At 44.9% G+C, this 26,842-nt stretch carries 19 protein-coding genes; 5 read left to right on the forward strand and 14 right to left on the reverse strand.

Annotated elements, in window-relative coordinates; translation table 11 throughout:
• Window positions 1-121 precede the first annotated feature (121 nt).
• From mazG to rlmD, 3 genes are all read right to left on the reverse strand, one after another.
• Entirely contained in the window at window positions 122-919 is a 798-nt protein-coding gene (mazG, locus tag ACQEXS_RS16530) for a nucleoside triphosphate pyrophosphohydrolase (RefSeq protein ID WP_427014553.1), read from the reverse strand.
• A 210-nt stretch (window positions 920-1,129) separates the two neighbouring features.
• The gene (gene relA / locus ACQEXS_RS16535) at window positions 1,130-3,349 is read right to left on the reverse strand and encodes a GTP diphosphokinase (RefSeq protein WP_427014554.1); all 2,220 of its coding nucleotides are present in this window, start codon (window positions 3,347-3,349) and stop codon (window positions 1,130-1,132) included.
• A gap of 52 nt (window positions 3,350-3,401) precedes the next feature.
• A complete protein-coding gene (rlmD, locus tag ACQEXS_RS16540; protein ID WP_427014555.1) occupies window positions 3,402-4,727 on the reverse strand; it encodes a 23S rRNA (uracil(1939)-C(5))-methyltransferase RlmD in 1,326 nt (441 codons plus the stop codon).
• 158 nt (window positions 4,728-4,885) lie between these two features.
• On the opposite strand from rlmD, the gene barA reads away from it, so the two are divergent.
• Entirely contained in the window at window positions 4,886-7,675 is a 2,790-nt protein-coding gene (gene barA / locus ACQEXS_RS16545; RefSeq protein WP_427014556.1) for a two-component sensor histidine kinase BarA, read from the forward strand.
• Window positions 7,676-7,688: 13 nt separating this feature from the next.
• Here the strand turns inward: barA and ACQEXS_RS16550 are convergent, their stop codons facing one another.
• From ACQEXS_RS16550 to ACQEXS_RS16560, 3 genes are read right to left on the reverse strand one after another with little or no spacing between them, the layout of a single operon-like run.
• Window positions 7,689-8,948, reverse strand: coding sequence for a diguanylate cyclase domain-containing protein (locus tag ACQEXS_RS16550; protein WP_427014557.1), 1,260 nt, complete (start codon window positions 8,946-8,948; stop codon window positions 7,689-7,691).
• Window positions 8,941-9,351 carry a hypothetical protein gene (locus ACQEXS_RS16555; RefSeq protein WP_367988189.1) on the reverse strand — a complete coding sequence of 137 codons (411 nt, stop codon included), beginning with the start codon at window positions 9,349-9,351 and terminating at the stop codon, window positions 8,941-8,943. The genes ACQEXS_RS16550 and ACQEXS_RS16555 overlap by 8 nt, the downstream gene beginning before the upstream one ends.
• Before the next feature lie 9 nt (window positions 9,352-9,360).
• Window positions 9,361-10,623 carry a hypothetical protein gene (locus tag ACQEXS_RS16560; protein WP_427014558.1) on the reverse strand — a complete coding sequence of 421 codons (1,263 nt, stop codon included), beginning with the start codon at window positions 10,621-10,623 and terminating at the stop codon, window positions 9,361-9,363.
• Between the two features lie 417 nt (window positions 10,624-11,040).
• Between ACQEXS_RS16560 and ACQEXS_RS16565 the strand changes: the two genes are divergently transcribed.
• The 3 genes from ACQEXS_RS16565 to ACQEXS_RS16575 all read left to right on the forward strand — a co-directional run bounded on the left by ACQEXS_RS16565 (window position 11,041) and on the right by ACQEXS_RS16575 (window position 16,808).
• Window positions 11,041-12,126 (forward strand): AI-2E family transporter, encoded by a 1,086-nt coding sequence (locus ACQEXS_RS16565; protein ID WP_367988186.1) that lies wholly within the window; start codon window positions 11,041-11,043, stop codon window positions 12,124-12,126.
• A gap of 79 nt (window positions 12,127-12,205) precedes the next feature.
• Window positions 12,206-13,228 carry a 16S rRNA (guanine(1207)-N(2))-methyltransferase RsmC gene (gene rsmC / locus ACQEXS_RS16570; protein WP_427014559.1) on the forward strand — a complete coding sequence of 341 codons (1,023 nt, stop codon included), beginning with the start codon at window positions 12,206-12,208 and terminating at the stop codon, window positions 13,226-13,228.
• A 193-nt stretch (window positions 13,229-13,421) separates the two neighbouring features.
• A complete protein-coding gene (locus ACQEXS_RS16575; RefSeq protein ID WP_427014560.1) occupies window positions 13,422-16,808 on the forward strand; it encodes a response regulator in 3,387 nt (1,128 codons plus the stop codon).
• A 105-nt stretch (window positions 16,809-16,913) separates the two neighbouring features.
• Here ACQEXS_RS16575 and ACQEXS_RS16580 read toward each other — a convergent pair whose 3' ends face one another.
• The 3 genes from ACQEXS_RS16580 to erpA form a co-directional block, all read right to left on the reverse strand.
• Window positions 16,914-20,039 (reverse strand): efflux RND transporter permease subunit, encoded by a 3,126-nt coding sequence (locus ACQEXS_RS16580; RefSeq protein ID WP_427014561.1) that lies wholly within the window; start codon window positions 20,037-20,039, stop codon window positions 16,914-16,916.
• A gap of 8 nt (window positions 20,040-20,047) precedes the next feature.
• Window positions 20,048-21,130 carry an efflux RND transporter periplasmic adaptor subunit gene (locus ACQEXS_RS16585; protein WP_427014562.1) on the reverse strand — a complete coding sequence of 361 codons (1,083 nt, stop codon included), beginning with the start codon at window positions 21,128-21,130 and terminating at the stop codon, window positions 20,048-20,050.
• Between the two features lie 192 nt (window positions 21,131-21,322).
• Complete coding sequence (erpA, locus tag ACQEXS_RS16590) at window positions 21,323-21,664, reverse strand: iron-sulfur cluster insertion protein ErpA (RefSeq protein WP_367988181.1); 342 nt, start codon at window positions 21,662-21,664, stop codon at window positions 21,323-21,325.
• A 275-nt stretch (window positions 21,665-21,939) separates the two neighbouring features.
• Here erpA and hemL point away from each other — a divergent pair, with 275 nt between their 5' ends.
• Window positions 21,940-23,232, forward strand: coding sequence for a glutamate-1-semialdehyde 2,1-aminomutase (hemL, locus tag ACQEXS_RS16595; RefSeq protein WP_427014563.1), 1,293 nt, complete (start codon window positions 21,940-21,942; stop codon window positions 23,230-23,232).
• Between the two features lie 22 nt (window positions 23,233-23,254).
• On the opposite strand, the gene acpS is transcribed toward hemL, so the two are convergent.
• The 5 genes from acpS to rnc all read right to left on the reverse strand — a co-directional run bounded on the left by acpS (window position 23,255) and on the right by rnc (window position 26,830).
• Window positions 23,255-23,635: a holo-ACP synthase gene (acpS, locus tag ACQEXS_RS16600; RefSeq protein ID WP_367988179.1), complete on the reverse strand. Its 381-nt coding sequence runs from the start codon at window positions 23,633-23,635 to the stop codon at window positions 23,255-23,257.
• 2 nt (window positions 23,636-23,637) lie between these two features.
• Window positions 23,638-24,369 carry a pyridoxine 5'-phosphate synthase gene (gene pdxJ / locus ACQEXS_RS16605; RefSeq protein ID WP_427014564.1) on the reverse strand — a complete coding sequence of 244 codons (732 nt, stop codon included), beginning with the start codon at window positions 24,367-24,369 and terminating at the stop codon, window positions 23,638-23,640.
• A complete protein-coding gene (gene recO / locus ACQEXS_RS16610) occupies window positions 24,366-25,097 on the reverse strand; it encodes a DNA repair protein RecO (RefSeq protein ID WP_367988177.1) in 732 nt (243 codons plus the stop codon). The genes pdxJ and recO overlap by 4 nt, the downstream gene beginning before the upstream one ends.
• Window positions 25,098-25,197: 100 nt before the next feature.
• The gene (era, locus tag ACQEXS_RS16615) at window positions 25,198-26,160 is read right to left on the reverse strand and encodes a GTPase Era (RefSeq protein ID WP_427014565.1); all 963 of its coding nucleotides are present in this window, start codon (window positions 26,158-26,160) and stop codon (window positions 25,198-25,200) included.
• A complete protein-coding gene (gene rnc, locus ACQEXS_RS16620; protein WP_367988175.1) occupies window positions 26,153-26,830 on the reverse strand; it encodes a ribonuclease III in 678 nt (225 codons plus the stop codon). The genes era and rnc overlap by 8 nt, the downstream gene beginning before the upstream one ends.
• Window positions 26,831-26,842: the final 12 nt, after the last annotated feature.

The raw sequence follows: 26,842 nt of genomic DNA on the forward strand, positions 1-26,842 counted from the left end.
TCACACTGCAATTTTTTATTTTTTGCTTCAAATCAAACTGCGTTAAAGCATTGTTCCATTCGAAAAAACGGTTTGAGTCAATACTGTCTCAAACTCATTCACACCAGTTATCCTTTACCACTTACCGCTTTTCTTGCCTCTTTACTTCATCCCACATCGCGTCCAGTTCTGATAAGTTATAATCTGTCAGCTGCTTTTGTTGCTCAGCAACGATAGACTCAACTTGCTTAAACCGACGTGAGAATTTTAGGTTTGCCTTACTCAACGCAACTTCCGGATCTCTCCCTAAGTGACGAGACAAATTAACCGTCGCAAACAATAAATCCCCGACTTCCGATTCCACTCGTTCTTCATCAAGTTCAACTTGTAGAGCTTCATCCATTACTTCTTCTATCTCTTCCTGAACCTTCGCAACAACGGGGCCGATAGAATCCCAATCAAAACCAAATTTGGCGCATTGTTTCTGAATTTTTGTAGCACGTGAAAGTGCCGGAAGAGAATTTGGTATTGAGTCTAGAATACTTTGTTGTTCTTTTCCTGCTTGAGCTTTCTCTTTTTCCTTTTCTTTTTCCCAATTCGCCGTTATTTGCTCTTCATTCTCAAACTTGGTATCTGAAAAAACATGGGGATGGCGTCGAGTCAGCTTTTCATTAACTGTTTCAACAACTTCAGAAAACTCAAACAGCCCTTGTTCTTTCGCCAGCTGACTATAGAAGATCACCTGAAATAGCAAATCACCAAGCTCTTCTTTTAAGTTTAGCCAGTCCCTGTTTTGGATGGCATCCACCACTTCATAGGTTTCCTCAATAGTATGCGGAACAATGGTGTCAAACGTCTGCTTTTGGTCCCAAGGACAGCCGCTTTCTGGATCTCGCAGCTTCGCCATGATTTGTTCTAACTGTTCAATTGGATGACTCATAATCTTATGTTCCTTTAAACCTTCTATTTAAAGAAAAAAGGTGAGCAGCATAACCACTCACCTTTAATTTATTCTCTGACCGTTTTTACTAAGTAGTTGGTTTTTCTAACAAGACAACAAACTTACGAGGCTCCTGAGCATAGCTTGCCTATGTGATGGAGCGAGTATAGTGCAGTTACCGCAGTTAGAGAGCCAAATACGACGTAAAAATTAGCCGAGGCGTTTTACTGACATCACATCCTTGATCTGCTCAACACGCTTTGACACACGAGAGAACACTTCAAGGTTGGTTACTTCTAAATCAAAATCCATGATCGACATTTGACTACGGTAGTCAACGCGACTCTTCATACTGGTGACTTTGATTTTTTCATTGGCAAATAGCGTCGTAATGTCTTTCACTAAACCCCCTCGTTCCATCGCCTCGATACGTACAGTCAAAATATACGAGCCGACGAAACCACTGCCCCAAACCGTATCAATGATCCGCTCTGGTGCATGAAGGCGTAGCTCTTCAAGCTGTTCGCAATCGCTACGGTGAACAGAAATTCCTCGTCCTTGAGTGATGTAACCACTGATTTCATCACCCGGGATCGGTTGGCAGCATCGCGCTAGGTGCGTCATGAGGTTATCGACCCCTTCTACCACAACCGCATCTTTCTTCGGACGACTTTGCGCTGGCGCTCTGTTTTCTGCTTCTTGCAGTTTTTCTAGCGCTTGCTGATCTTCTTCTTCCGCCGTCGGTTTATTTACCAAGGCATTGATGTGGTTGATGATCTGGTTGATGCGCAAGTCACCACTACCAATACCAACATACAATTCATCGGCGCTATTAACGTTAAAGCGTTTCAGTGCGTACTGTTCCGCATCTTTTAACGTCGCCCCGATTTTCACCAGCTCTTGCTCTAGGATCTCACGGCCTGCTTCAAGGTTCTTCTCACGGCTTTGCTTACGGAACCATGCATTGATTTTTGCTCGTGCACGTCCTGAATGAACAAAACCCAGTGATGGATTCAGCCAGTCACGAGATGGATTCGGCTCTTTCTGAGTGATGATTTCAACCTGATCACCCATTTGCAGCTTGTGCGTAAACGGGACGATACGTCCTGCAACCTTGGCCCCAATACAACGATGACCGACTTCTGAGTGGATATGATAAGCGAAATCAAGAGGGGTCGCCCCCATTGGCAAATCAACGACGTCGCCACGAGGGGTAAAGGCATACACGCGATCATCGAATACTTGACTACGCAGCTCATCCAACATCTCTCCAGAGTCGGACATCTCTTCTTGCCAATCGAGTAGTTTACGTAGCCACGTGATCTTCTCATCGTAACCGCTGCGACTGCTTGCACCTTCTTTATATTTCCAGTGTGCAGCAACGCCCAGCTCCGAGTCTTCATGCATATCTTTGGTGCGAATCTGGATCTCGATGGTTTTGCCTTCAGGCCCAAGAATCACTGTATGGATAGATTGGTAGCCGTTTGGTTTTGGATTAGCGACGTAATCATCGAACTCGCTTGGCAGGTGTTTGTATTTGGTATGAACTACACCGAGTGCGGCGTAACAGTCTTGAAGTTTGTCGGCGATGATACGCACAGCTCGTACGTCAAATAATTCATCAAAAGCCAAACTCTTCTTCTGCATTTTACGCCAGATACTGTAGATATGCTTTGGACGGCCGCTGACTTCTGCATTAATGCCACACACCGACATCTCTTGCGTTAGATCATCTACAAAGTCTTTGATGTACTGTTCACGGACAATACGGCGCTCAGATAGCTGCTTTGCGATCTGTTTGTAAGTTTCGGGTTGTTGATAACGAAAGGCGTAATCTTCAATTTCCCATTTAAGCTGACCAATACCAAGGCGGTTTGCCAGTGGCGCATAAATATTGGCACACTCTTTTGCCGCCGCCCGGCGAATTTCATCCGGCGCTTTTTTCACTTCAATCAGGTTACTGATTCGCTCTGCAAGCTTAATAACAACGCAGCGAAAATCATCTACCATCGCAAGTAACATGCGGCGAACGTTATCAACCTGAGAAGAGGCAGCACCACCTTCAAGAGTGACATTCAGTTGACCAATTGCGGCCATCTCGTCGACGCCATCGATCAACTTAATGATTTCTTTACTGTAAGCTTCTTCAAGCGCTTCACGCTCAAATGCCCCGGCAGACACTAATGGGAAAAGCTGCGCGGCCACTAAAGTGGCTTTATCCATTGACAGAGTGATCAGGATTTCAATCATTTCCCGACCACGCCATAACAGCAATTGCGCTTGTTCGTGATCTTTAAGAATGGTTTCGCACTGACGATAAACCTCAGTTAGCCGATTTGCTGTCTTAGGTTCTTGGTTTAAACTGGCAATCCACTTTTCCAGTTCAAACTGTTCGTCTTGATTTAAGTGTGCGCTTCTTACCGCAACCATTATATTTCGTCCTAGTTTTTATTCTGTTTATTATGACTAACCAACGTCTCTGTTAGTTCGTGAGTTTTTCAAATAATGCCATCGATTCTAGATGGCTGGTATGCGGAAACATGTCTAACATACCCAATTTAGTCAGTTTAAAACCCTGTGCCAGCAAGCTCTGACTATCTCTGGCTAAAGTAGCAGGATTACAAGAAACATAAACGACTTTTGTCGTACCCAATTCGGATAACTGCGCTACTATACCATCAGCACCAGCTCTAGCTGGATCGAGCAGTACTTTATCAAATTTTTCTTTCGCCCATGACTGAGCAGACATATCTTGTTCCAAATTTGCTTGGTAAAACGTGGCATTGGTTAGATTATTGAAAACCGCATTCGCTTTAGCTTTTTCAACCATTGCATCCACCCCTTCAATACCAACAACTTGCTGCACTTGTTTTGCCATCGGTAAACTGAAGTTGCCTAAACCACAGAACAAATCTAACACGCGATCATGCTCATCTAACGCAAGCCAAGTCAGAGCTTGCTGGACCATTTTCTCATTAACGCTCTGATTCACTTGGATGAAGTTATTTGGCTCAAATGGAATCGTAACTCCAGATTCACAATAATGTGGTGGCTCACCGCACTCACGGTTGAGCTCATCGTTGCTTGGCATCAAATATAACGAAGCCTGTTCTGACTGAGCTAAAGCAAGCAACGCATCATGATCTTTTTGTTGAAGAGGTCGAGAGTGACGTAACACAATCACACGAGTATTGTCGGCTTTAACCAGTTCAACATGACCAAGGTGCTCCTGATGAGAAAATGTCTTCAAAACATCATAAATTGGCAGCATCAGTTGGTTCAATTCAGGTTCAAGCACCGGACAATTGGTTACATTGACAATATCTTTGCTTTGCTTTTTACGAAAACCAAATTTCAGCGTTTTGCTTTTCTTATCTAGCATCACACTGATTCGAGCTCGGCGTCGATAGCCCTTATCACGAGTAAAAATAGGATTTTCCAACTGAGCCGATTGCCCAGCAAATTTTCGCATCAACTGGCCTAGCGTTTGTTGCTTGTGCTCTCTTTGTTGTTCGATCGCTAAATGCTGTAAGTCACAACCACCACACTCATGATAATGTGGACAAAATGGCTCCACCCGCTCAGCACTACTCTGTTGAATTTTGATCAATTTCGCTCGAGAAAACTTACTTTTACTTTCGGTCTGCTGCACCAAAACCTGCTCTCCAGGTAAAGCCCCCTCGATAAAGACTGGCTTTTTATTTTGATAAGCGATACCAGCACCATGATGGTCGAGTTTTTCTACCTGCATCGATTGGTGTTTGGTATTGAGTTGAGTTTTCTTCTTCGGTTGGAAAAAACGCGCCATGCTAAATGCCTATAATAATTGCGATCAATTGCTGCCTAAGCGTCACCTTTTGACGCTTGAATCATTGTATGAGCCGAGTGAGTTGATTATGCTTATCGTTTCGACGGCTTCTTTTTGAAGTTATTTTCCCATATCCATACCGTGATGTTTAGACAATAATGACCAGATATGGCTTACGCGCCCGCGTTATTACTCTTACCCTAGCTCCAACTCTGATTATCGGCTTGTTATTGAGTGCTTTTTTCTCATTTAACCGCTATCACGATTTGGAAAAGCAAGTCATTAATTCTGGGTTGAGTATCATTGAGCCTCTTGCCATTGCCAGTGAAGATGGTTTGAAAAATAACAGTCGCGAGTCGGTTCGACGCATTATCAGCTACGCTCATCGTAAGAATTCTCAATTTATACGCAGTATTGCGGTATTCGATAACAATCACGAACTGTTTGTTACCTCGAACTTTCACCCCAATTTTGAGTCACTCACTTTTCCAAGTGATCAGCCAATCCCGCTACATATTGACTCCCAGTTGCGAGACAATACCCTAATATTAAAAGCCCCTGTTTTGGCAGAGTCTGGAATTATTACCAATCAGCAAGGGCAAAATAACAATGCCGCACTAGGTTACATCTCCGTCGAAGTGGATTTGTCTTCGCTACGACTACAACAATACCAAGAGGTATTCTCCGCCTTTCTTGTTCTGCTTAGTGGTTTAGGGTTATCAGCCTTCTTCGCTTTTCGCCTGATGCATGACGTTACTCGACCGATTTCACATATGAAAAATATGGTGGATCGGATTCGACGTGGTCACCTCGATGTTCGAATCGAAGGCAAGATGCATGGTGAACTCGATGCGCTCAAAAACGGCATCAATGCCATGGCGGTATCGCTGTCGGAATACCACGTAGAAATGCAGCACAGTATCGATCAAGCAACGTCTGACTTGCGTGAAACTTTAGAGCAGCTTGAGATACAGAACGTGGAACTCGACATTGCTAAGAAACGTGCGCAAGAAGCAGCGCGAGTGAAATCCGAATTCTTAGCCAATATGTCTCACGAGCTGCGCACGCCATTAAACGGGGTAATTGGCTTTACGCGTCAAATGCTCAAGACCAAATTAACCAATAACCAGACTGATTACCTACAAACCATTGAAAAATCAGCCAATAATCTACTTAGCATCATCAATGACATTCTCGACTTCTCGAAACTCGAAGCTGGTAAGTTGGCCTTAGAAAATATTCCGTTTGAGTTCCAAGAGTCGTTAGAAGAAGTCGTGAGCCTACAAGCCACCAGCGCTCATGAGAAAGGGTTGGAACTGACTCTGAAAGTTGACTCCAAAATCCCAACGGGCTTGGTGGGCGATCCGCTTCGCATTCAACAAGTACTGACCAATTTAGTTGGTAACTCCATTAAATTTACCGAAAAAGGCAATATCGACATCAGTGTCGAGCTTCGCTCACAAAAAGAAGACATCGTGGAACTGCAATTTATGGTTCGCGATACGGGCATTGGTATATCAGAGCGTCAACAAGCCCAATTATTCCAAGCATTTAGTCAAGCTGATGCCAGTATTTCTCGCCGTTATGGTGGTACGGGACTAGGTTTGGTTATTACCCAAAAACTCGTTGGACAAATGGGCGGTGAAATCAGCCTAACCAGCCGTCTGCACCAAGGTTCCACTTTCTGGTTCACCCTTCGCCTACACTCGACAATCATGCCAGTCAGCGATCCAATCGAAGCACAAATTCTCAACCAGCGAACACTGCTTCTGATAGAACCGAACATGCAAGCTGCATCGGTAACCCAGCAATTGTTACTGCAAGAAGGATTGAACGTCACCTACCGCTCTTCAATGCCAGAAGAGTTGGAAAGCTATGACTATGTTCTGCTCAACCTTGCACCAAATAAATCGAATGAATTTGAGTTGGTCGAACAATGGGTTGAAAAAGCGCTTGAAAGTGCCGCACAAGTAGTTGTTGGTACACCAAGTACCGCGCTGGCACTATCCGATCACCTGATCCAGAAATATCAAATTCATTGCATCACTAAGCCTCTTTCTCGACGCAAACTGTTGCAAACTCTAGTGGCTAACCATGAGATTTTACCGGAGATCGAAGACGCTGAATGCACAGTAGAAAAACGAGATACACTCCCACTGACCGTCATGGCCGTCGACGATAACCCAGCAAACTTAAAACTGATCAGTGCATTACTCCAAGAGCGTGTTGAGCGTGTGATTACCTGCACCAACGGCCTCGATGCCGTAGAACAAGCTAAAGTGCAGCGTTTCGATATTATTCTCATGGACATTCAGATGCCACACATGGACGGAGTAACCGCTTGTGGCAAAATCAAACAGACTGAGCTTAATGCGCAAACCCCAGTTATCGCCGTCACAGCCCACGCCATGACTGGTGAACGAGACAGACTGCTTCAAGCTGGAATGGACGACTACCTCACCAAGCCGATAGAAGAGCACGTACTACAACAAGTGTTGATGCACTGGAACCCTTATACCGCATCAAATGAGTTCGAAAAAATCGATCTGGTCTCACAACCCGATCCTATCGTTCAGGCTCATATTGCCAGCGTTGAGCACAGCAATATCATCATTGATTGGCAAGCAGCATTGAAGCAGTCGGCAAATAAAGAAGACTTAGCACGCGATATGCTACAGATGCTGATTGACTATATCCCCGAAGTAAGTCAGGTCGTCGAAGTGGCCTTAGAACATGATGAGCCTGATATGGAACAGCTGACCCACCATATCCATAAACTGCATGGCAGTTGCTCTTATTGCGGTGTGCCAAGACTTAAGAAAGTTTGTGAAACATTAGAAAAAACGCTTCGCTCCAACGCATCGATCGAAGAGATTGAACCAGAACTGTTTGAGCTTCAAGATGAGATGGAAAAAGTAACGGCGAGTGCTAAGCCTTATTTAAGCTAAGTAGAATTTTTTATTAAGGGGAGCATTCACTTCCCTTATTACTCATTCTTTCGCTGAAAAAACGAAAGTTGTTTTTATTTGCTTGTTTCACTGAATACATGGCTAAGTCTGCCTGATGGATCAGCTTTTCTAATTCCATCAGGCCGCGCTCATGAATGGTAATGCCTAAGCTGCACCCGACCTTTATCTTATGTTCTTGATAACGACAAGGTAAGTTTGCCGCCTTAACTAACTCCGTTGCAACCGACTCCAATAGTGGTCGTTCTACCTTAGATAAAATCAGATACACCACAAATTCATCACCACCCATTCGTCCGATGACACCAGGCACACTCACTCCATCAATGATACAAGAAAATCGCTTCGCAATATCCGCTAGTACCGCATCTCCCGCCGCATGACCAAACTGATCATTGACGGCTTTGAAGCCATCTAAATCAATCAGAAACAAAGCGATACTCTGCTCGGAAGAGTATGCGTGCTCTAAGAATTTCTCGCACCCTAAACGGTTTTTTAATCCGGTCAGCGTGTCTTGTTCTGCAAGGTTTCGATAGTGTTGCTCCCAACGTTCAATTTGAGTTCGTAACTCCCTTTCTCTCTCTATCGCTTGACGAGAGCTTTGAATAAACGTATTAATGCTGTGCACTACCACTCCAAGCTCTGTATTTTCATTGTCTCGGTCTATTGGGATCATTTCCGCTTGCTCTGGTGTCGTTTCATAGACGGACTTGGACAACTTCGTCAATGGTCGCCCCACGATCTTATTGAATACGAACACTAAACCGATCAAGGTAATTAAAAACATCACAATAACAGCAATGAGCCGTTCAAATACCCCTGCCAGTGCTTTTTGTCTTAAGACACGATGGTCATTGTGTATCTTCAAATGACCAATCACCTCTCCATTAATAGGCGAGTACAAATGGTATTGGTTAGCATGCGACCAAAAATCTGACTCTTCATCAACAGGAAAGCCTGCAAAAAACAGGACTTCGTTTTCTCCTTCAATACGAACTGCATCAATTTCTTCATGCATTAACAGCGCTTCCATCACCTCGGCCGCTATTTGTTCATTTTGGACATAAACAGCAATGGCGGCAGAATTGGACAAAGAGAGGGCTAATTTTCGTTCTAACTCTTTATGATTTTTATCAGCTTGTACAAAACCGCTTGGCACCATAATCATCAAAATGATCGCCAAGTACATACAAGCCAGAACGGTCACGGCTTTTAGCAATTTGTGGGAAAGAGAACTTGTCCAAGGTCTATTCATCGATTTTTAGCACTACCTTTACACCTGAATCTAAAGAAGGCGGTTCCAACATGTAACCGATGGCTTGGGGGTTTTCCTGCAACTTAATCAGCAACTCTTCATTTGAATGGATATTCTCCGGCGCACGCATCCGCCCAGAAAATTTCAGTTTTGCCCAGTAAGCATTAACTTGGCTTTCTTCCATCTTTGCCACTCGGTAGAAAAAACGCTGTCGCCCTTCGCCATGTCGATCGAGCACTTGATTGACATATAAAGTCCCCAGCACTTTTTTCCTCCCTAAATAGAGGTCTGTTACGTCTTCCAATTCCAATTTCCCTACGGCACTATTTGCATTCACTACAACGTAGATGTCTGCTGCAACAAAGCTGGGAACTAACAACAGGAGCAGATAAAAATACTTCATACCTCCCCCTTAAAAAATGAAGTTCATGTTCAACGTTAGCACCAGAGCATCTCGCTCTCCCCCTTGCCTAGACGCTGGCGTCGCCCACAGCCCATAGCCAAATGGTTCTATCTCGACATAATCAAGCTGCGCTTTCACAGCAACCTGTGATGCAACATCCCAACGTAAACCAAGACTGTATGTTGATTGTTCAATACGTACAGAGTTAATGCCTGCAATCGCTCCTTCTTGTAAAGGTACTAGCGCAGGATTAAATAAGGACCAATCAAGTGCTTTTTGATACGGCGCTTGATCAACGTGAAATGCCCCGTACATTACATAAGGGGTTAGCCGTTCAAAAGCCTTACCCAACAGAACGTATCCACCATAGCCTTGTGGTATCGAGTTTTTATCGGTCGTAATTCGAAACAGCTCGGATTGTGCAGTCCATTCACTATCAAAATAAGTGACAGCGGCTTGTAAATACGTCACCTCTTCATCATCAAGAACTAGAGCATCGTAAAGGGAAGCGGCATCTTCACTTAATAACGGGATGTTGCTATTGGCAACTTGAGCAATTTGATTTTGTAGGGATTGTAAGGAAGGACCATTGTTGACAGAAAGAGAGCCTACGTGGGCATAGGATAATTGCCAGCGCCACTTATCTTGCTCAACTTCAAATGAAAGAGAGAGGACATCTTTGAGCTTAGCTCGATACTTTTCCTGAAGCTCTGGAACCTCACCCATCTGGGTAATGCGTCCATATTCAGCACTTGCCGACCAATTCAGATTGGCATTATTGGAATAGTAGGTAAAACCAACCCCATCAAGCGAGTTAAATACAATGCCACCATACAATTCTTGAGGCGGTCTAACCCATAAATGGGCATAGTCGATATGACGGCTATCTGCGGCAGCATAAGCACTGACTCCCACTCTACCAACTCGAAAATCCCAGTTTTCATTAGGCTCGTAACGAACAAACGCGAGCTCAGTCATTTCATCTAAGTCGTAATCGATACTGTTATCCAGTAGCCATTGCGAAGTGATGGACCAATGATGGTCGAAGGTAAGATCCAGTTGAACGCCGACATTGGAGTCATTGTTGAATATGCCATTGTCCTCGATATCTGCACTTCGAGTGATATCGCGTCGATATCCTAAATCTGCTTCATTCTCATAGGTATAACCCAAAGTACCAAAACCGGAGACAGACCAATCCACAGCATGAGCTGACGAACCAAATAGCATAAGTCCCACTGCAAAAGTCAGTGCCCACAATTTCTTAGGCATGTATTGCTATCCTTATTGATTGTTAGTCAGAACGCTTATTGTTGCGTTACATATCAAGAATAGCAGTTCTTACCTAGAGCACGTTGTAATCACAAAGTTCATGCCATAAAGAGAAGAGTTAAATGTGAGGGCTTTGCGATTAGGAAGTGATTACATGAGATAATGCAACTGATCAAAAAATGCCGCTCCTGTAAGTGAGCGGCATTTTTATCAACAAGCAATTACTGCCAATAAAAGACAACAAGCAGAATGAATGCAATCAGAAGCAAACTAAACCAAGGAACTTTACGTCGACCACCTTGCTTGGAAGCACAACCTTTGTCATTGTCACAGCATCCCATATCAATAATTCTCCATTGATAACGCTCAATTTTAAAGCCATTATACGGCTATATCTTTGTTCAGTTGGAAAAAAACGTGTCAAACAAAGTCAAAATCACATCCAGTCACTGGGTTATTGTTGTTGCGCTTTTAGCCGCAGCTCTCGCTTGTTACCTGCTCGTTGAGCCGTACGTCAACTCCATTATTATGGCGTTTATTATTTCACTACTCATGTTTCCGATACATGAATGGCTAGAGCGTAAACTGCCTAATCACCCCAATATCGTCGCATTTTTGTCTTGTGTGGTACTGACCTTTATTATTGTCATTCCGCTACTGTTTGTCTTTGCGGCCATCGTTCAACAAGGGTCACTGTTCTCACAAAATATGTATCAATGGGTCACTCATGGTGGTATCCAAACGGTATTTGAACACCCTTGGGTGGTGAAAGGGTTATCTTTGGTGAATACCTATCTGCCTTTTGACGAGATTGACCCTCAAGAGATTGCACAGAAAGTGGCGCAACTGGCCACCTCATTTGGCTCGAATATTGTTGGCATCAGTGCAAAGATCCTTGGCGATGCCACCAGCTTTCTGATGAATTTCTTCTTGATGTTGTTTGTCTTGTTCTTCTTATTGAGAGATCACGACAAAATCATCAGCGCGATCCGACATATCTTACCGCTCTCACGCAGCCAAGAAGACAAGCTCTTATCTGAAATTGAACAAGTCTCCAAGTCAGCCGTTATGGGCTCGTTTCTTACTGCCATCGCACAAGGCCTTGCGGGTGGTATCGGCATGTGGCTAGCAGGCTTCCCTGGTCTGTTTTGGGGAACTATGATGGGATTTGCTTCCTTCATTCCTGTGGTTGGAACCGCTTTAATCTGGATTCCTGCGACCATCTACCTATTACTCACTGGCGATACAACGTGGGCAATCTTCTTAGCTGTGTGGAGTATCGCAGTTGTAGGCTCGATCGATAACCTACTGCGTCCACTCTTGATGCAAGGCAGTGCGGGAATGAATACGCTGATGATTTTCTTCTCACTGCTCGGTGGTATTCAATTGTTCGGATTAATCGGCTTAATATACGGCCCGTTGATCTTTGCCATTACTATGGTTTTATTCAATATTTACGAAGAAGAGTTCAAAGGTTTTCTCGACCAACAAGATCGCAGTTGATGACACCATAGACTAAGCACTTCAAGCAAAGGGAGGATTGTGAGAGAATCCTCCCTCTTTTGTATTTACTGAGCATGCTATGTCTGCCTATATCGCCCCCAGTCAAATTACTGAACGCCAACTTGCTTATTTTGAAGGAAAACATGTGTTGGTCGCTGGTGAAGCGGAAGATCTCTTCCCGCTTGAGCTAACGAAACACTGTGAGTCTGTCAGCATTTTCACCACCAATTACGGTTACTACCGTCAAGTTAGTGCTTACTCTCAGTTGAATTGCCATTTCGGTGCAGCATTTGATGGCGACTCTCAAGCAGATATGGTTTTGCTTTATTGGCCGAAAGCAAAAGCAGAAGCAGAATATCTATTGGCCATGTTAATGGCAAAATTAGGCCAGAATACGGAAATCGTCGTCGTGGGTGAAAACCGTTCTGGCGTAAAAAGCATCGAGAAAATGTTTGCTCAGTACGGCCCTATCAATAAATACGACTCAGCCAGACGCTGTTCATTTTATTGGGGGCAGTGCACCAATGAGCCAGCACCCTTTCATTTAGAAGAGTGGTTTAAACACTACCAAGTTCAATACCAAGACAACACCCTGCACATTCATAGCTTACCAGGCGTCTTTAGCCATGGTGAATTTGATGTGGGCAGTAAACTCCTATTAGATACCTTGCCAAAACTCAATGGAAAAGTGCTTGATTTTGGTTGTGGTGCAGGCGTTATCGGAGCAGTGATGGCAACGTTAAATCCATCAATAGAGCTTGAGATGTGTGATATCAGCGCCCTTGCCGTGGCTTCAAGTCAAGCGACCTTAGCTGCCAATGGTCTGTCAGGCCGAGTCTTTGCATCAGACGTTTATTCAGATTGTGCAGATGATTACCAATTTATCATCAGTAATCCTCCTTTTCATTCAGGGCTTGATACCAGCTACAGCGCCACCGAGTCACTACTCGCCAATGCACCGAAACATCAAAGTGCTGCTGGCCAGTTATTTATTGTGGCAAATAGCTTCCTCAAATACCCACCTATCATCAATCAAGCGTTTGGTAATTGTGCGACGTTAAATAAGACCAACAAGTTCGCTATCTACCACGCTCAAAAATAGACCTCTTGCCCGATAATGCTTCGATTATTGGGCAAATTTACCAAATCACACAAAAAGTTTGCGCTACTTCACACGCTTTACCGTCTACTTACTTGTCAAAGTAAAAAAACTCGTTAATTTTGTCACTTTAGGATTACTCCATTTTATTTTGACGCGTTTTAACGTCGTTTCTCACGGAAAGTTAGACTGAATCATGTTCAAGTTGTATAGAAAACAAAGATTTAAACGTTTGCAGAACACCCTAATGCTGGCGTTTTTAGTTTTGAGCATAACCCCACTGACTGTCATTGCTCTGTTCTTTTTGCAGTCACACAGTAAAGATCTGCAAGAACAAAGTACCTCCCACCTTGTTTCGGTTCGCGATAGCAAAAAACAACAAGTCGTTGACTATCTATTTTCAAAAGAGTCAGAGGTGATGGGATTTGTGCGCTCTGAGCTTGCAACCGCAAGTGGTGGGCATTTTTATGGCTTAGTCAATGCATTCAGAAACTTAGGACTTACCATTGAAGAAGCTCGTCAATACGCACAAAAACGTTATATTCCCGGCTCTGGCGATAAAATTAAAACGTCAATTTTGCCTCAGTCAACAGAGTACAATGCCTCAGAGCGGTATCGTCTGCTGCACAAACGTTATCATTGGGCCTATTTGGAGCTATTAAAGCGCTCTGATTTTGACGACATCTTGCTAGTTGACCGTGACGGCAACGTGACCTACTCCATTTATAAATACGATAACTACGGTACTAACCTGCTTAATGGTAAATATAAAGATGCCAACTTAGGTAAAACTTTCCAAAAGCTCAAAGATCAAGTTGCAGAGAAACGCAGAAGTAATGAAGACTACACGCCAGTGGTGATTTCAGACTTCTCTCCAGAACAAGGCAAAATGGTTGCTTGGCTTGGTGCCCCAATCATTCAACAAGGCTACCTACACAGTTACGCAATGTTCCGTTTGCCAAATAACGCCATCACTAAGCTGATCGCAGACAGTAGTCAAACATCGCAAATGCGCACCTTGTTGGTCGGAAGTGATCATCGCTCCAGAACATTAGCCCATGAGCAAACGGATATCGACAAAAGTGCAGAGGTGATCAATCTGGCTCTCCAAGGCTCCACCGCCTTTGGCACTTATACCAATACCGTTGGTGAAGATACGATTGCAGCGTACAGTCCAATTTCCTTTAAGGGTGAGAATTGGGCTTTGGTTGTTGAGGTGCCAGAAAAAGAAGCATTTGCCCGTGTGCATCAGCTTGAAACCCTCTTCATCTTCGCAATGTTGGTCGCTATTGTTATCGTTGTGATCGCCTCACATTATCTCTCGAATTTCATTACCTCCCCACTCCTCAAACTCACTTGGGCGGCGGAAAAGGTCTCCGCGGGTGATCTTGAAGCGGATATGATCAACACAGATCGCAAAGATGAAATTGGCCGCCTAGCGGTCAGTTTTGAGCGTATGCAACGCTCTATTCGCGAGAAAATGCAGCTAATTAAAGAGCAAAATGGGGAGCTTGAAAGCAACCTCAAGCTAATCCAGAAACAAAATGAAGAGCTGCAATTAGCAAACAAACTCAAAGACGAATTTCTTGCAACCACATCTCATGAGTTAAGAACACCATTACACGGCATGGTTGGGATCGCTGAAGCTTTAGTCTCTGGAGCAAATGGCCCAATCACGGCAGATCATAAGTATCAACTCGACATCATTATCAGTAGTGGCCAACGTCTCGCAACGCTCGTTGATGATCTGTTGGATTACCATAAAATGCGTTATGGTAACTTGGATATTCAAACAAGTGCCGTTGACCTTGCAAGTGCCACACGCTTGGTATTGGAACTTTCTTCTCACCTTCTTGGCAGCAAACCTATTCGTATTATCAATCAAGTTGCTAGCGAGACCGTTTGGGTTTCTGCCGATCCGCAACGCCTAGAGCAGGTGCTGTACAACCTAGTTGGTAACGCGATTAAATACACCAGCGAAGGAAAAATTGTTATTTCAGCAAACGTTGTTGATGACAAGATCCGCGTACAAGTGGTTGATACTGGCCAAGGTATACCAGCAGAGCAACTCGAACATATTTTTGAACCATTAATCCAAGCGGGTCATGATACCAGCCGTTACCGTCAAGGCGCGGGGCTTGGACTTTCAATCAGCCGACAACTGATTGAACTGATGGACGGCTCTCTTTATGTCAGTAGCCAACCTATGGTTGGAACCACCTTTAGCTTTACCCTTCCTCTGGCGAGCGAAGAACAAATCATTCAAGCAAGCCACAGTGAAGCCTCGCACTTCCGAGCTCCCGATGTTGGTGATATCGAAATCCAAGAAACGAATTGCCTACCTGAGAATCCTGATGGTCCATTACTGCTGGTGGCAGATGATGAACCAGTCAATTTAAGAGTTTTGGACAGTTTCTTGCGCCTTGAAGGATACCGCGTTCGCACTGCGAAAGATGGTCATGAGGCGCTCGATATCATTGAACAAGAGAAACCTGAGCTGCTTCTGTTAGACATCATGATGCCCGGACTCAGCGGCTATCAGGTCTGTACGACCTTACGTGAAAAATACGATCACTCTCAATTACCAGTTATCATGCTCACGGCTCTAAACCAGCCAGATGATCGCATTCGTGGCTTTGAAGCAGGGGCGAATGATTACCTCACCAAACCGTTTAATAAGCGTGAACTTGCCGCTCGTATCACCGCTCACCTGACAGCCAGTAAGGCAGAACTACGACGTATTGAAAATCAACAACTGCAAAACGAGTTGAAACAACGCGCTATCGTAGAAGCCAGCTTGCTTGAAACGCAAGGCAGACTGCTAGAGCAACTCGAGTCCGCCCCTGAAGCGATTGTTTGTATCCGAGACGACAATAAGATTCGATTTGTTAACGAGGCTGCATCGCGCCTATTCCGTCGTAGTCCTGAGCAGCTTAAACGGTCACGAGCGGATGAAATCATTGCGCCTAAGTTCCTCAATGTCGAGCAGGAGCACTACTGCGGCAACATCGATATATACGTTGAAGATGTGCGCCAACATGTCTCTGCCGATATACTCAGACTGCCTGAAGGCGCAGACCTAAAATTAATGTACATCTTTAATGTTGGTGGTGGGGTTAATGTTGCGCGCATCCATAATTTAGAAACCGCTATTGAAGCACTGTCTAGTTTTGCTTTTGAAGGAGACAAAGCGAAATTACAACAACTGAAAGAGCTAGGGGGAGAATTTACCCGCCTTGCCGATAAGGTTTCCGGAGAAAGCCAGTCTAAACACGACATCATGCGTGAAGTCTTGGTTGATGCAATGACCAGCGCTCTCAATTACTGGGAAAGCGTAACTGGGCAAAGTAAATTTGCTTTTGCTGAACAAAGCGGACTATGGCGCGTGTATCTTGATCGAAGTACGCTTCAAACTCGAACGTTAGATAAATACTTACGGGTCGAGACACTTCCTAAAACGCCACGCTGGCGAACCGTTTTAAGTTCATTGGACTACATCCTTGAACACTGTAAAGAGCAAGGTCCTGAGCGCACACATATCGAGTCTTTAAGGGATAAGCTTCAGCATCTTCTGACTAGCTAAAAGATTCACTTCAAACAAAAAAGCCCGCGACATTAAGCGGGCTTTCTATTATGTGAAGTAGTTAGGAAGAAAATTAATATTGATCCAGAAACTCAATAAACCAATTTAAGACTCTGCGATAACTTTGGCTTTCTCATCCTCTGCTTCGAGTTGATGCTGACTCCCTAACATCAACAAACATGGGGTCAGCACTAAGGTCAACAATGTCGCAAAAGCGAGCCCACCCGCTACTGCAGTTGCTAGCTGGGACCACCATTGTGTACTTGGAGCGCCAAATTCAATCTTCTGATTGATCAGGTCAATGTTCACTTCGAGCACCATCGGCAGCAGCCCAAGGATCGTAGTCACCGTAGTTAGTAAAACAGGCCTTAAACGCTGCACGCCAGTACGCAGGATCGCCTCACGCTTATCTAATCCTCTTTTGCACAGCTGGTTATAGGTGTCAATCAAGACAATATTGTTATTCACCACAATACCCGCCAGAGAGATTACCCCAATACCAGACATGATGACGCCAAATGGTTTCTGGAAAATCAATAAACCCGCAAACACGCCGACGGTAGAAAACAACACCGCACTTAAAATCAAAAACGACTGATAAAAGCTATTAAATTGAGTGATCAAAATCAGCGCCATCACCACCAGCGCTACTACAAATGCATTCATCAAAAAGGCCTGTGAGTTTTCCTGCTCTTCATTTTGACCACGGATTTTAAACTCAACTCCCGCAGGTAAATCGAGCTCAGATAGCGCCTGCTCAATACGCGGTAATTCCAACGCTAAGTTATACCCTTCTTGTATGTCTGCCATGATATTGATGACTCGATGGCCATCGACACGCTGAATCATGTCTTGTTTTTGTTCAGGTACAATGCGGGCAAAGTTCGTGATAGGAACCATCCCCGCTGCTGTTTTCACTCGTAGCTCATCAAAGCGACCAATATCACGCTTATCCTCTGGATAACGGACCAAAATATCCACTTCTTCGGTTGCATCATCCGGTAAATAATCACCGATTTTCAACCCATTAGTCACGAATTGAACCGTATTGCCAACCGTTGTTGCATCAGCGGCAAATCGAGAAGCATCATCGCGGCGGATATCAATTTGCCAGTCGATCCCTTCTTTACTACTGCTATCACTGATGTTTTCAAACGCAGGGTTATTGTCTGCCCAATGCCGCACTACCTTCGCAGCCATATCGAGTTGCTCGTGTGATTGCCTCGTTGACATCTCAATCACCAGATCGTGTTCGACAGGAGGCCCAGCATCCGGGAATTTGTACTCAATTTCGACACCAGCGAATTGATCCGTGCTCTGCTTTAACTCATCAATGATCGCTTTCACCTTGCGACGATATTGCCAGTCCACAGGGGTAATTTGGATTTGACCAATTTCATCATTGCCACCCGTGCGGGTATAAACACTTTCAAATTCATCATGACCAAGCATCACTTGTTCAATCTCTCGCATGATCACATCTTTTTCATTGATAGAGAGATCACCATAAGAGCGCACTTTCACAGTAAAAAATGGCGGATCCACTTCAGGGAAAAACTCAGCCCCCAAACCTGCTTTGTAATAAGTGCCTCCGACCCCAGCAGCTAACAAAATCGCGCTGAGCAAAATTTTCCAAGGATGGCGAAGGGCGATATCTAACGTATGGTAATAAAGCTTTGTGATCCCAGTGGCTTGGGAAAAATCACCATTATGAAGTGCGACCATCATAGTCCGGTTGGTCGCATTCACATTTTGCGGCCGCCCAATGAGCCCACCTAATACTGGAACAAATAGCAAAGCCATTAACAGTGAAGCGGATAAGGTTGCGATTAAGGTCAGTGGCAAGTATTTCATAAACTCACCCGTGATATCGGGCCAGAATAGCAACGGGGCAAATGCCGCTAACGTAGTGGCGGTAGAAGCGGTAATAGGCCAAGCCATACGTTTTGCTGCATCACGATAAGCGTCACGCCGAAGCGTGCCCTCTTGCATTCGCCGGTCCGCAAATTCGGTGACAACAATGGCACCGTCCACCAGCATTCCTACCGCCATGATTAACGAAAACAGCACCACTATATTGACCGTTAACCCAAAGACCGAAAGAACCAATAGTCCCGTAAGAAAAGAACCAGGGATCGAGATACCCACCAACGCCGCAGTTCTCAAGCCAAGAATCGCAATAATAACGATCACCACTAAAATAATGGCTGACAGAATATTGTTCTGTAGATCATTGAGCATCATCTTGACATCTTTGGATTGATCCCAAGTGTATTTGATCAACAAGTTATTTGGCCATTCTGGACGCTGTTGCGCTTCCTCTAACACCGCCTTAATCAGTTCAACCGTCTCAATACTGTTTTCACCAGCACGCTTTTTCACATCAAGCACAACGGCTGATTTCCCATCTAAGCGTGCAAAGCTCTCAGGATCTCGAAATGCCCGTCTTACCGTGGCGACATCTCCAAATGTAATCACTTGCTTGCCATCAACCTTCACTGGCAATTCAAGTACGTCTTTCAAAGAATCAAATACCGACGGTACTTTTACCGAGAAACGTCCATACCCCGTGTCCACAAACCCAGCAGCCACAACTCGGTTATTCAACGCAATCAAATTGTAGATATCACCTTGATCCAGCCCGTAGCTTTCCATCAATAATGGATCAACGATGATTTCGACGATGTCTTCCCGATCCCCGGCAATATCAACTTCCAGGATTTGACGATAGCTTTCCAACTTATCGCGTAACTGACGTGCGATCTGCACAATGGTGCGTTCCGGCACGGTACCATACAGTACCACTGACAGTGCAGGCTCTTCAGAAGCTAAAGTCACCTCATTCACTGTTGGTTCATCGCTATCAGCAGGCAACCTTGGCTTAGCAAGATCAACCGCTTCCCGCACATCCGCCATCGCCTTGTCCAGATCCACGCCAACCGAAAACTCCAGCATTACAGAAGCGTGCCCCTCTGCTGCCGTAGCCTTCATCTCTTTCACTCCTTCAATTGAGCGAAGTTCTTGTTCAATAGGTCGAACAAGCAACCGCTCTGCATCAATTGGAGAGATCCCTTGGTGTCCCACAGAAACATAAATAATGGGGATCGTAATATCAGGACTCGATTCTTTAGGTATGGTGATGTAAGTACCAATACCAGCAATCAAAATAAAGATAAGTAGCGTGACCATTGTACGAGTGCGCGATAACGCCGCATCAATGACTGAATACATACGCCCTCCTAGTTGGCTTGCTTAATCGCGATGACGCTATCACCATCACGTACAAAGCCTTGTCCGGTGGTAATGATATCCACTTGCTCACCGAGTCCAGTCAACCACACTCCATCTTGCTCAGCTTTTACCAGTTGAATAGGCACAAAATGCACCTGGTCGCTTTGAAGTGTTTTAACACCAAGGTTACCCGACTCGTCCAGCGCTAGCATCGCAGGGGTAACTTTGACTGCAAGTTTGCTTTGCAAGTTGAGTTCAACTTCTGCACTGATCCCTGCAGGAATGCGTTGTTCTGGGTTATCTATTTCAATTTCGATAGGAAACGTATTGGTCGATACTGATGAAACTCGCGAAATATAACGAAGAGTCCCTTGCACCGTTTTTCCATCAATAAACCTGACTTGAGCGGCTTGTGCCGGTACTAGGTTCTGGATATGTCGCTCACTCACATCCGCCTCAATCACCACTTTGTTCAAATCAATTAACCGCGCGACAGGATCGCCAACACCAACAAAATCTCCCGTTTCGATGAACAGGTGATCCACAATGCCATTAAACGGTGCTTTAATTTGGGTATTACGCAATGCCAGCTTCGCATTGCTAACCATCGCTTTAGCTTCAACCAACGCCGCCTGCGCCGTTGAAAAAGCAACCTCTCCTTGCAAGCCTTTATTTTTCAGCGACTGAGCGGCTTTAAACTCTTTCTCACGAACTTTTAGCATCGCCTGAGCCCGTTCAAGCTGCATCGGCAGATCACCTTTGTCGATCACGGCAATGACTTGACCTTGCTTAACGCTCTGACCTTTATCCACCATTAACTGCTGAATTTTTCCAGCAAACTCTGCCCCTAAACGGGCCAGCTTATCCGGAGCCGTCCGACCATAGAGATCAATTTTCTTAAATGTCGGCTCAGCGACAAAGGTTTGATAAGCCACTTTAGCTAAGGGGATTTCTTGTTCCGCTTCTTTAACTGGCGTTTCTTCCGCCTGTAAGGAGCCAAACCCTAACCAGAGTGATAAGAACGTGATGAGGATGATAGAGATGAGGTATGGCCGCAGCGCCAACTGCTGAAAAATAGACAATCTAGACATAACATTCCTTTGTACACACAAACGAAGACCGTGAGAAATACTGCGTCTATGCTTCCTGATTATTATTTATGCAATCATTGTATAAAGTACGCTTATGCTTGCCATCTAGCAATTCACCTATGTCTCAATTTTAAGGTTTCGTGATATAAAAAAGCCGCGTTCATCACGCGGCTTATCAATCATCAAAAGTGCTTAAACGCTAAAGGATGCACCACAACCACAAGTGGTTGTCGCATTTGGGTTGTTCACAAAAAAGCGGGAGCCCTCTAGACCTTCGGTATAATCCACTTCTCCACCAATCAAGTATTGTAAACTCATTGGGTCAACCACTAAGGTTACGCCGCAATTTTCAATCGTCATGTCACCTTCATTGACGTTTTCATCAAAGGTAAAACCGTATTGAAAACCACTGCAACCACCACCGGTGATATATACACGTAGCTTTAGCTCAGGATTCTCTTCCTCTGCAATCAGCATTTTCACACGACTTGCTGCAGCGTCTGAAAAAGTTAATGGGATATTTACTTCGCTCACTACGACCTCTCTCACTGGTGTCTACCTGTCTGTTGGAGGATGATTTCATCCACCGCAGGGGATCTCTTTCTAAATATACCGACTGATTATCTAATACCTGACCGAAGCGTTCAAGTATTCACCATCTTCTTAAGCAAAATAGACTAACTTTTCTGTTAATTTGCCAATAATCGCGAGGAAAGTGACCAGAATGTGGTGCAAAACGTTTCTCGCAACGGCTGTGACAGGTACAATGCCCGCCAACTTGGTCCGAGCAATCAAAAGAGGATATTTCAATGACCAAATCAGCAGAACTCTATCAAAAAGCGCAGCAGACCATTCCGGGTGGTGTTAATTCTCCAGTGCGTGCTTTCAATGGTGTGGGTGGTTCGCCAATTTTTATTGAACGAGCTGATGGCCCATTGGTTTTCGATGCTGATGGTAAAGCGTACATTGATTATGTTGGCTCTTGGGGTCCAATGATCCTTGGTCACAACCACGCGGTTATTCGTGAAGCGGTGATTGATGCTGCTCAACGTGGATTAAGTTTTGGTGCGCCGACCGAAATGGAAATTGTAATGGCGGAACTGGTTTCTGAATTAGTCCCTTCTATGGAACAAGTTCGTATGGTGAGCTCGGGTACAGAAGCTACCATGAGCGCAATCCGATTAGCTCGTGGTTATACAGGCCGCGACAAAATCATCAAGTTTGAAGGCTGTTACCACGGACACGCCGACAGTCTTTTAGTAAAAGCAGGCTCCGGTGCACTCACACTGGGTCAACCAAGCTCTCCTGGCGTACCAGCCGACTTTGCCAAGTACACGTTAACTGCAACATATAACGATCTTGACTCAGTGCGTGAATTGTTTGCCGCCAATAAAGGGGAAATTGCTTGTATCATCGTTGAGCCTGTAGCGGGCAACATGAACTGTATCCCACCAGTAGAAGGCTTCCACGAAGGTCTGCGTGAAATCTGTGATCAAGAAGGCGCACTTTTGATTTTTGATGAAGTCATGACTGGATTCCGCGTAGCACTTGGCTGCGCTCAAGGTCACTACAACATCAAGCCTGATCTCACTACGCTTGGTAAAGTGATCGGTGGCGGCATGCCTGTAGGCGCATTTGGCGGCCGTAAAGAAGTGATGCAGTATATTGCTCCAACAGGTCCGGTATACCAAGCTGGGACGCTTTCAGGTAACCCTGTTGCAATGGCTGCAGGTTACGCGTGTCTGAATCTGTTGAAAGAAGAAGGCAACGAAAAACGCCTCGCCGCTAAAACCAAACAACTTGCCGATGGCTTCAAAGAACTCGCCGATAAGCACGGCATCCCATTACTAGTAAATCAAGTGGGTGGTATGTTCGGTTTCTTCTTTACTGATCAAGAACGTATTACGTGCTATGAAGACGTGACGAAGTGCGATGTTGAGCGCTTTAAGCGCTTCTTCCACCTGATGCTTGATCACGGTGTATACCTTGCGCCTTCAGCCTTTGAGGCGAGCTTTACCTCTTTAGCTCACGGCAGTAAAGAAATCGACGCGACCTTGGAAGCCGCTGATCGTAGTTTTGCCATCATGGCACAAGAAATCTAAAAAATAAGCGGCTCATAGCCGCTTATTTTTCAAAGATGACCGTCGCTACTGCATAGCGACGTTCATCTGAGATGGATAGATGAATACTGGATATTTGCATTTGCTGTGATAACTCAAGCGCTTTACCTGAAAGTGTCAGAAGTGGCTTACCATGTTCATCATTGGAAATAATAAAGTCATGAAAGCTCACACCATGAGCAATCCCCGTTCCTAAAGCTTTAGATGCCGCCTCTTTGGCTGCAAAGCGTTTAGCCAGATAACGAGACTGCTGTTTGAGCGCTCGAAAGCTCTCCAATTCAGGTTGAGCAAGAATGCGTTCTGCAAACGCCTCTCCAGAGCGATTGAGCGCTTTCTCTACACGTTCAATTTCAGCAATATCCGTCCCTAAACCTACAATCGCCATACTTATTTACGCGCCGCTTCCATGATCGCTTTCATGTCCGTCACGGCTTTTGCTAGGCCATCGAATACAGCACGACCGATAATAGAGTGGCCAATGTTCAGTTCAAAGATCTCTGGAATAGCCGCAATCGCTGCTACATTGTGGTAGGTCAAGCCATGACCTGCGTTTACCGTGATCCCTTGATCCGCTGCATAACTAGCACCAGCAGCGATTTTTTTGAGTTCATCTTGCTGATCTTCTTCTGTTTCGGCATCTGCGTAATGACCTGTGTGAAGCTCAATAAATGGTGCACCACAAGCTTTAGCTGCATCGATTTGCTCACGATCCGCATCAATAAATAGAGAAACTTTAATCCCCGCATCAGTCAGCTTTTGTGTTGCCACTTTCACTTTCTCAAGCTGACCAACAACATCAAGGCCACCTTCTGTTGTTAGTTCCTCACGCTTCTCAGGAACTAAACACACATATTCAGGCTTAGTATTGAGTGCAATCTCAACCATTTCATCCGTCACGGCCATTTCCAAATTCATTCGCGTTTGAAGCGTTTCTCGTAAAATGCGCACATCACGGTCCAGAATATGACGACGATCTTCACGTAAATGAATCGTGATCCCATCAGCACCTGCACGTTCAGCAATTTCAGCCGCATGTACAGGATCAGGATATTTAGTACCACGCGCATTACGCAGCGTCGCAATATGATCGATGTTCACACCTAGATAAATTGAGCTCATTTTCCAATACTCCTTGCGTTGGGAATGCTTGTCTGGGATAGAAAGAGTTCCCGGCTTTTTAGTGGTTTGCCGCCAAGATACGGCTTTAGTGCCATACGTGTAAAGCGTTTTGCCGCTTTTAACTGCTCTTTTGTTGTAAAACGGCGCTCACTGATGGCAATGAGCTCATTACCATAAAAAGTTAAGTTATCTCGACGTACTGAAGCAATAAACCCTTTTTGCTCACGATAACGGTAAGTCATATCAGGCTCGACAGGTTCACCACTACCAGCACAGTGCAGAAAATCTACGCCATACCCCATGGCTGAAAGTAATGCCAATTCGAAACGCCGTAGTGCTGGCTCTGGGTTATCACACTGAGCAAGTTCAGTTAATGCGTGGAGATAATCATGAAATAGCGCAGGCATGGGGACTTCTGCTACCAAGACACGCCCAATTAACTCATTGACGTACATAGCAGAGTACAAGTTGATGCCAAATAAGGGTAAACCAAGGCTTATCGGCTCAGCTTGGCGTAATGTCTTCATTGAACCTTGCCCTGACCACTTAAGTAATAAGGGCGTAAAAGGTTGTAATGCTCCTTTCAGATTCGAACGCTTACTTCGTGCCCCTTTCGACATTAAGGTGAGACGACCATATTCTTCACTAAAAACATCAAGGATCAGGCTCGACTCGCTGTAAGGGCGACGATGCAAGACAAAACAGCGCTGTAATCCTTCTGAAGACATAAACTAAACTCAAAAATCTTGTCAAGGGTGATCAAAAAAGGAGCCTGCTGGCTCCTCTTTCTCATATTGCTCGGAGCGAAACGGGATCGCTTTCGCTAACTTATAGATCGTCAATGTAACCCAGAGAGCGCAATGCACGTTCGTCATCTGCCCAACCCGATTTCACTTTGACCCAAGTCTCTAAGTAAACCTTACGACCGAATAATTCTTCCATATCTAAACGCGCTTCTCGACCAATGGTCTTGATCTTTTCACCGCCTTTACCAATCACCATTTTCTTCTGGCCACTGCGTTCAACCAAAATTAGGGCATTGATATGGAAACCATCCGTTTCCGGGTTGTAGTCGAAGCGTTCAATTTCAACCGTAACTGAATAAGGCAGCTCTTCACCAGTAAAACGCATCAGTTTTTCACGTACGATCTCAGAAGCCATGAACCGCTGAGAACGATCGGTCACATACTCTTCAGGGAAGTGGTGAGTCGCCTTAGGAAGATGGTCACGAACATGTTTGCGTAAAACGTCGATATTTTTGCCATGTTTCGCCGAAATAGGCACGACATCGACAAACTCCATCTTCTTCGACATCTCCATCATGTGCAGCATCACGTCGTTGCGATCTTGCACGTTGTCCACTTTGTTTACACACAAAACAACAGGGAAGTTCGCTTTTTGAAGTTTAGTCAGCACCATCTCGTCATCGTTAGTCCAATGGGTACCATCGACTAAGAAGAAAACAAGGTTTACATCACTCAATGATGAGTTCGCTGCGCGGTTCATCAAGCGGTTGATCGCACGTTTTTCTTCAATATGAAGTCCCGGTGTATCAACGTAAATTGCTTGGTAATCCCCGTCAGTATCCACCCCCATAATACGGTGGCGTGTAGTTTGTGGCTTACGTGAAGTGATCGAGATCTTCTGACCTAAAATCTTGTTCAGTAGCGTTGATTTACCCACATTTGGGCGCCCAACAATGGCGATAAAGCCACAGTGCTGGTTTTCAGGTGAGCCTACCTCACCGTTTGATGCAAAAAATGCATCGATATCAAATTCGTTATCAGCCATTTGTTAACTGCTCTAGTGCCGTTTCAGCAGCCGCTTGCTCTGCCTTGCGGCGGCTGGTGCCTTTACCTATAACAGGCTGTCCAATACCTGCAACCTCACACGATACAGTAAATTCCTGATTGTGTGCTTCACCTTTAATATTAGTCACAGTATAGACCGGTAATGGCTTACGACGTCCTTGCAAGAATTCTTGCAAACGAGTCTTTGGATCTTTTTGTGACACGCCTGGCTTGATAGCCTCTAGGCGAGTTTTGTACCAGTTAAGGATAATGCCGCGAACCACTTCAATGTCGCTATCAAGATAGATAGCACCAATGATCGCTTCCACAGCATCAGCCAGAATGGAATCACGGCGGAAACCGCCACTTTTCAACTCACCTGGACCTAATTTTAAGTGATCTCCTAGCTCAAACTCTCGTCCAAGCTCTGCCAATGTATTGCCGCGAACCAAAGTCGCGCGCATACGGCTCATGTCACCCTCATTGACTTTCGGGAAACGATGATAAAGATCGTCAGCAATGACAAAACTTAAAATTGAATCGCCCAGAAACTCAAGACGTTCATTATGTTTTCCATTCGCACTGCGGTGAGTCAGTGCCAAATTGATAAGCTCAGCATCAGCAAATTGGTAGCCAAGCTTTTTTTCTAGTTTCGATATTGGAGAATTCATACTCTCTCGTTA

The organism is Vibrio sp. TRT 17S01 (assembly GCF_050113695.1).
GTDB lineage: Bacteria > Pseudomonadota > Gammaproteobacteria > Enterobacterales > Vibrionaceae > Vibrio.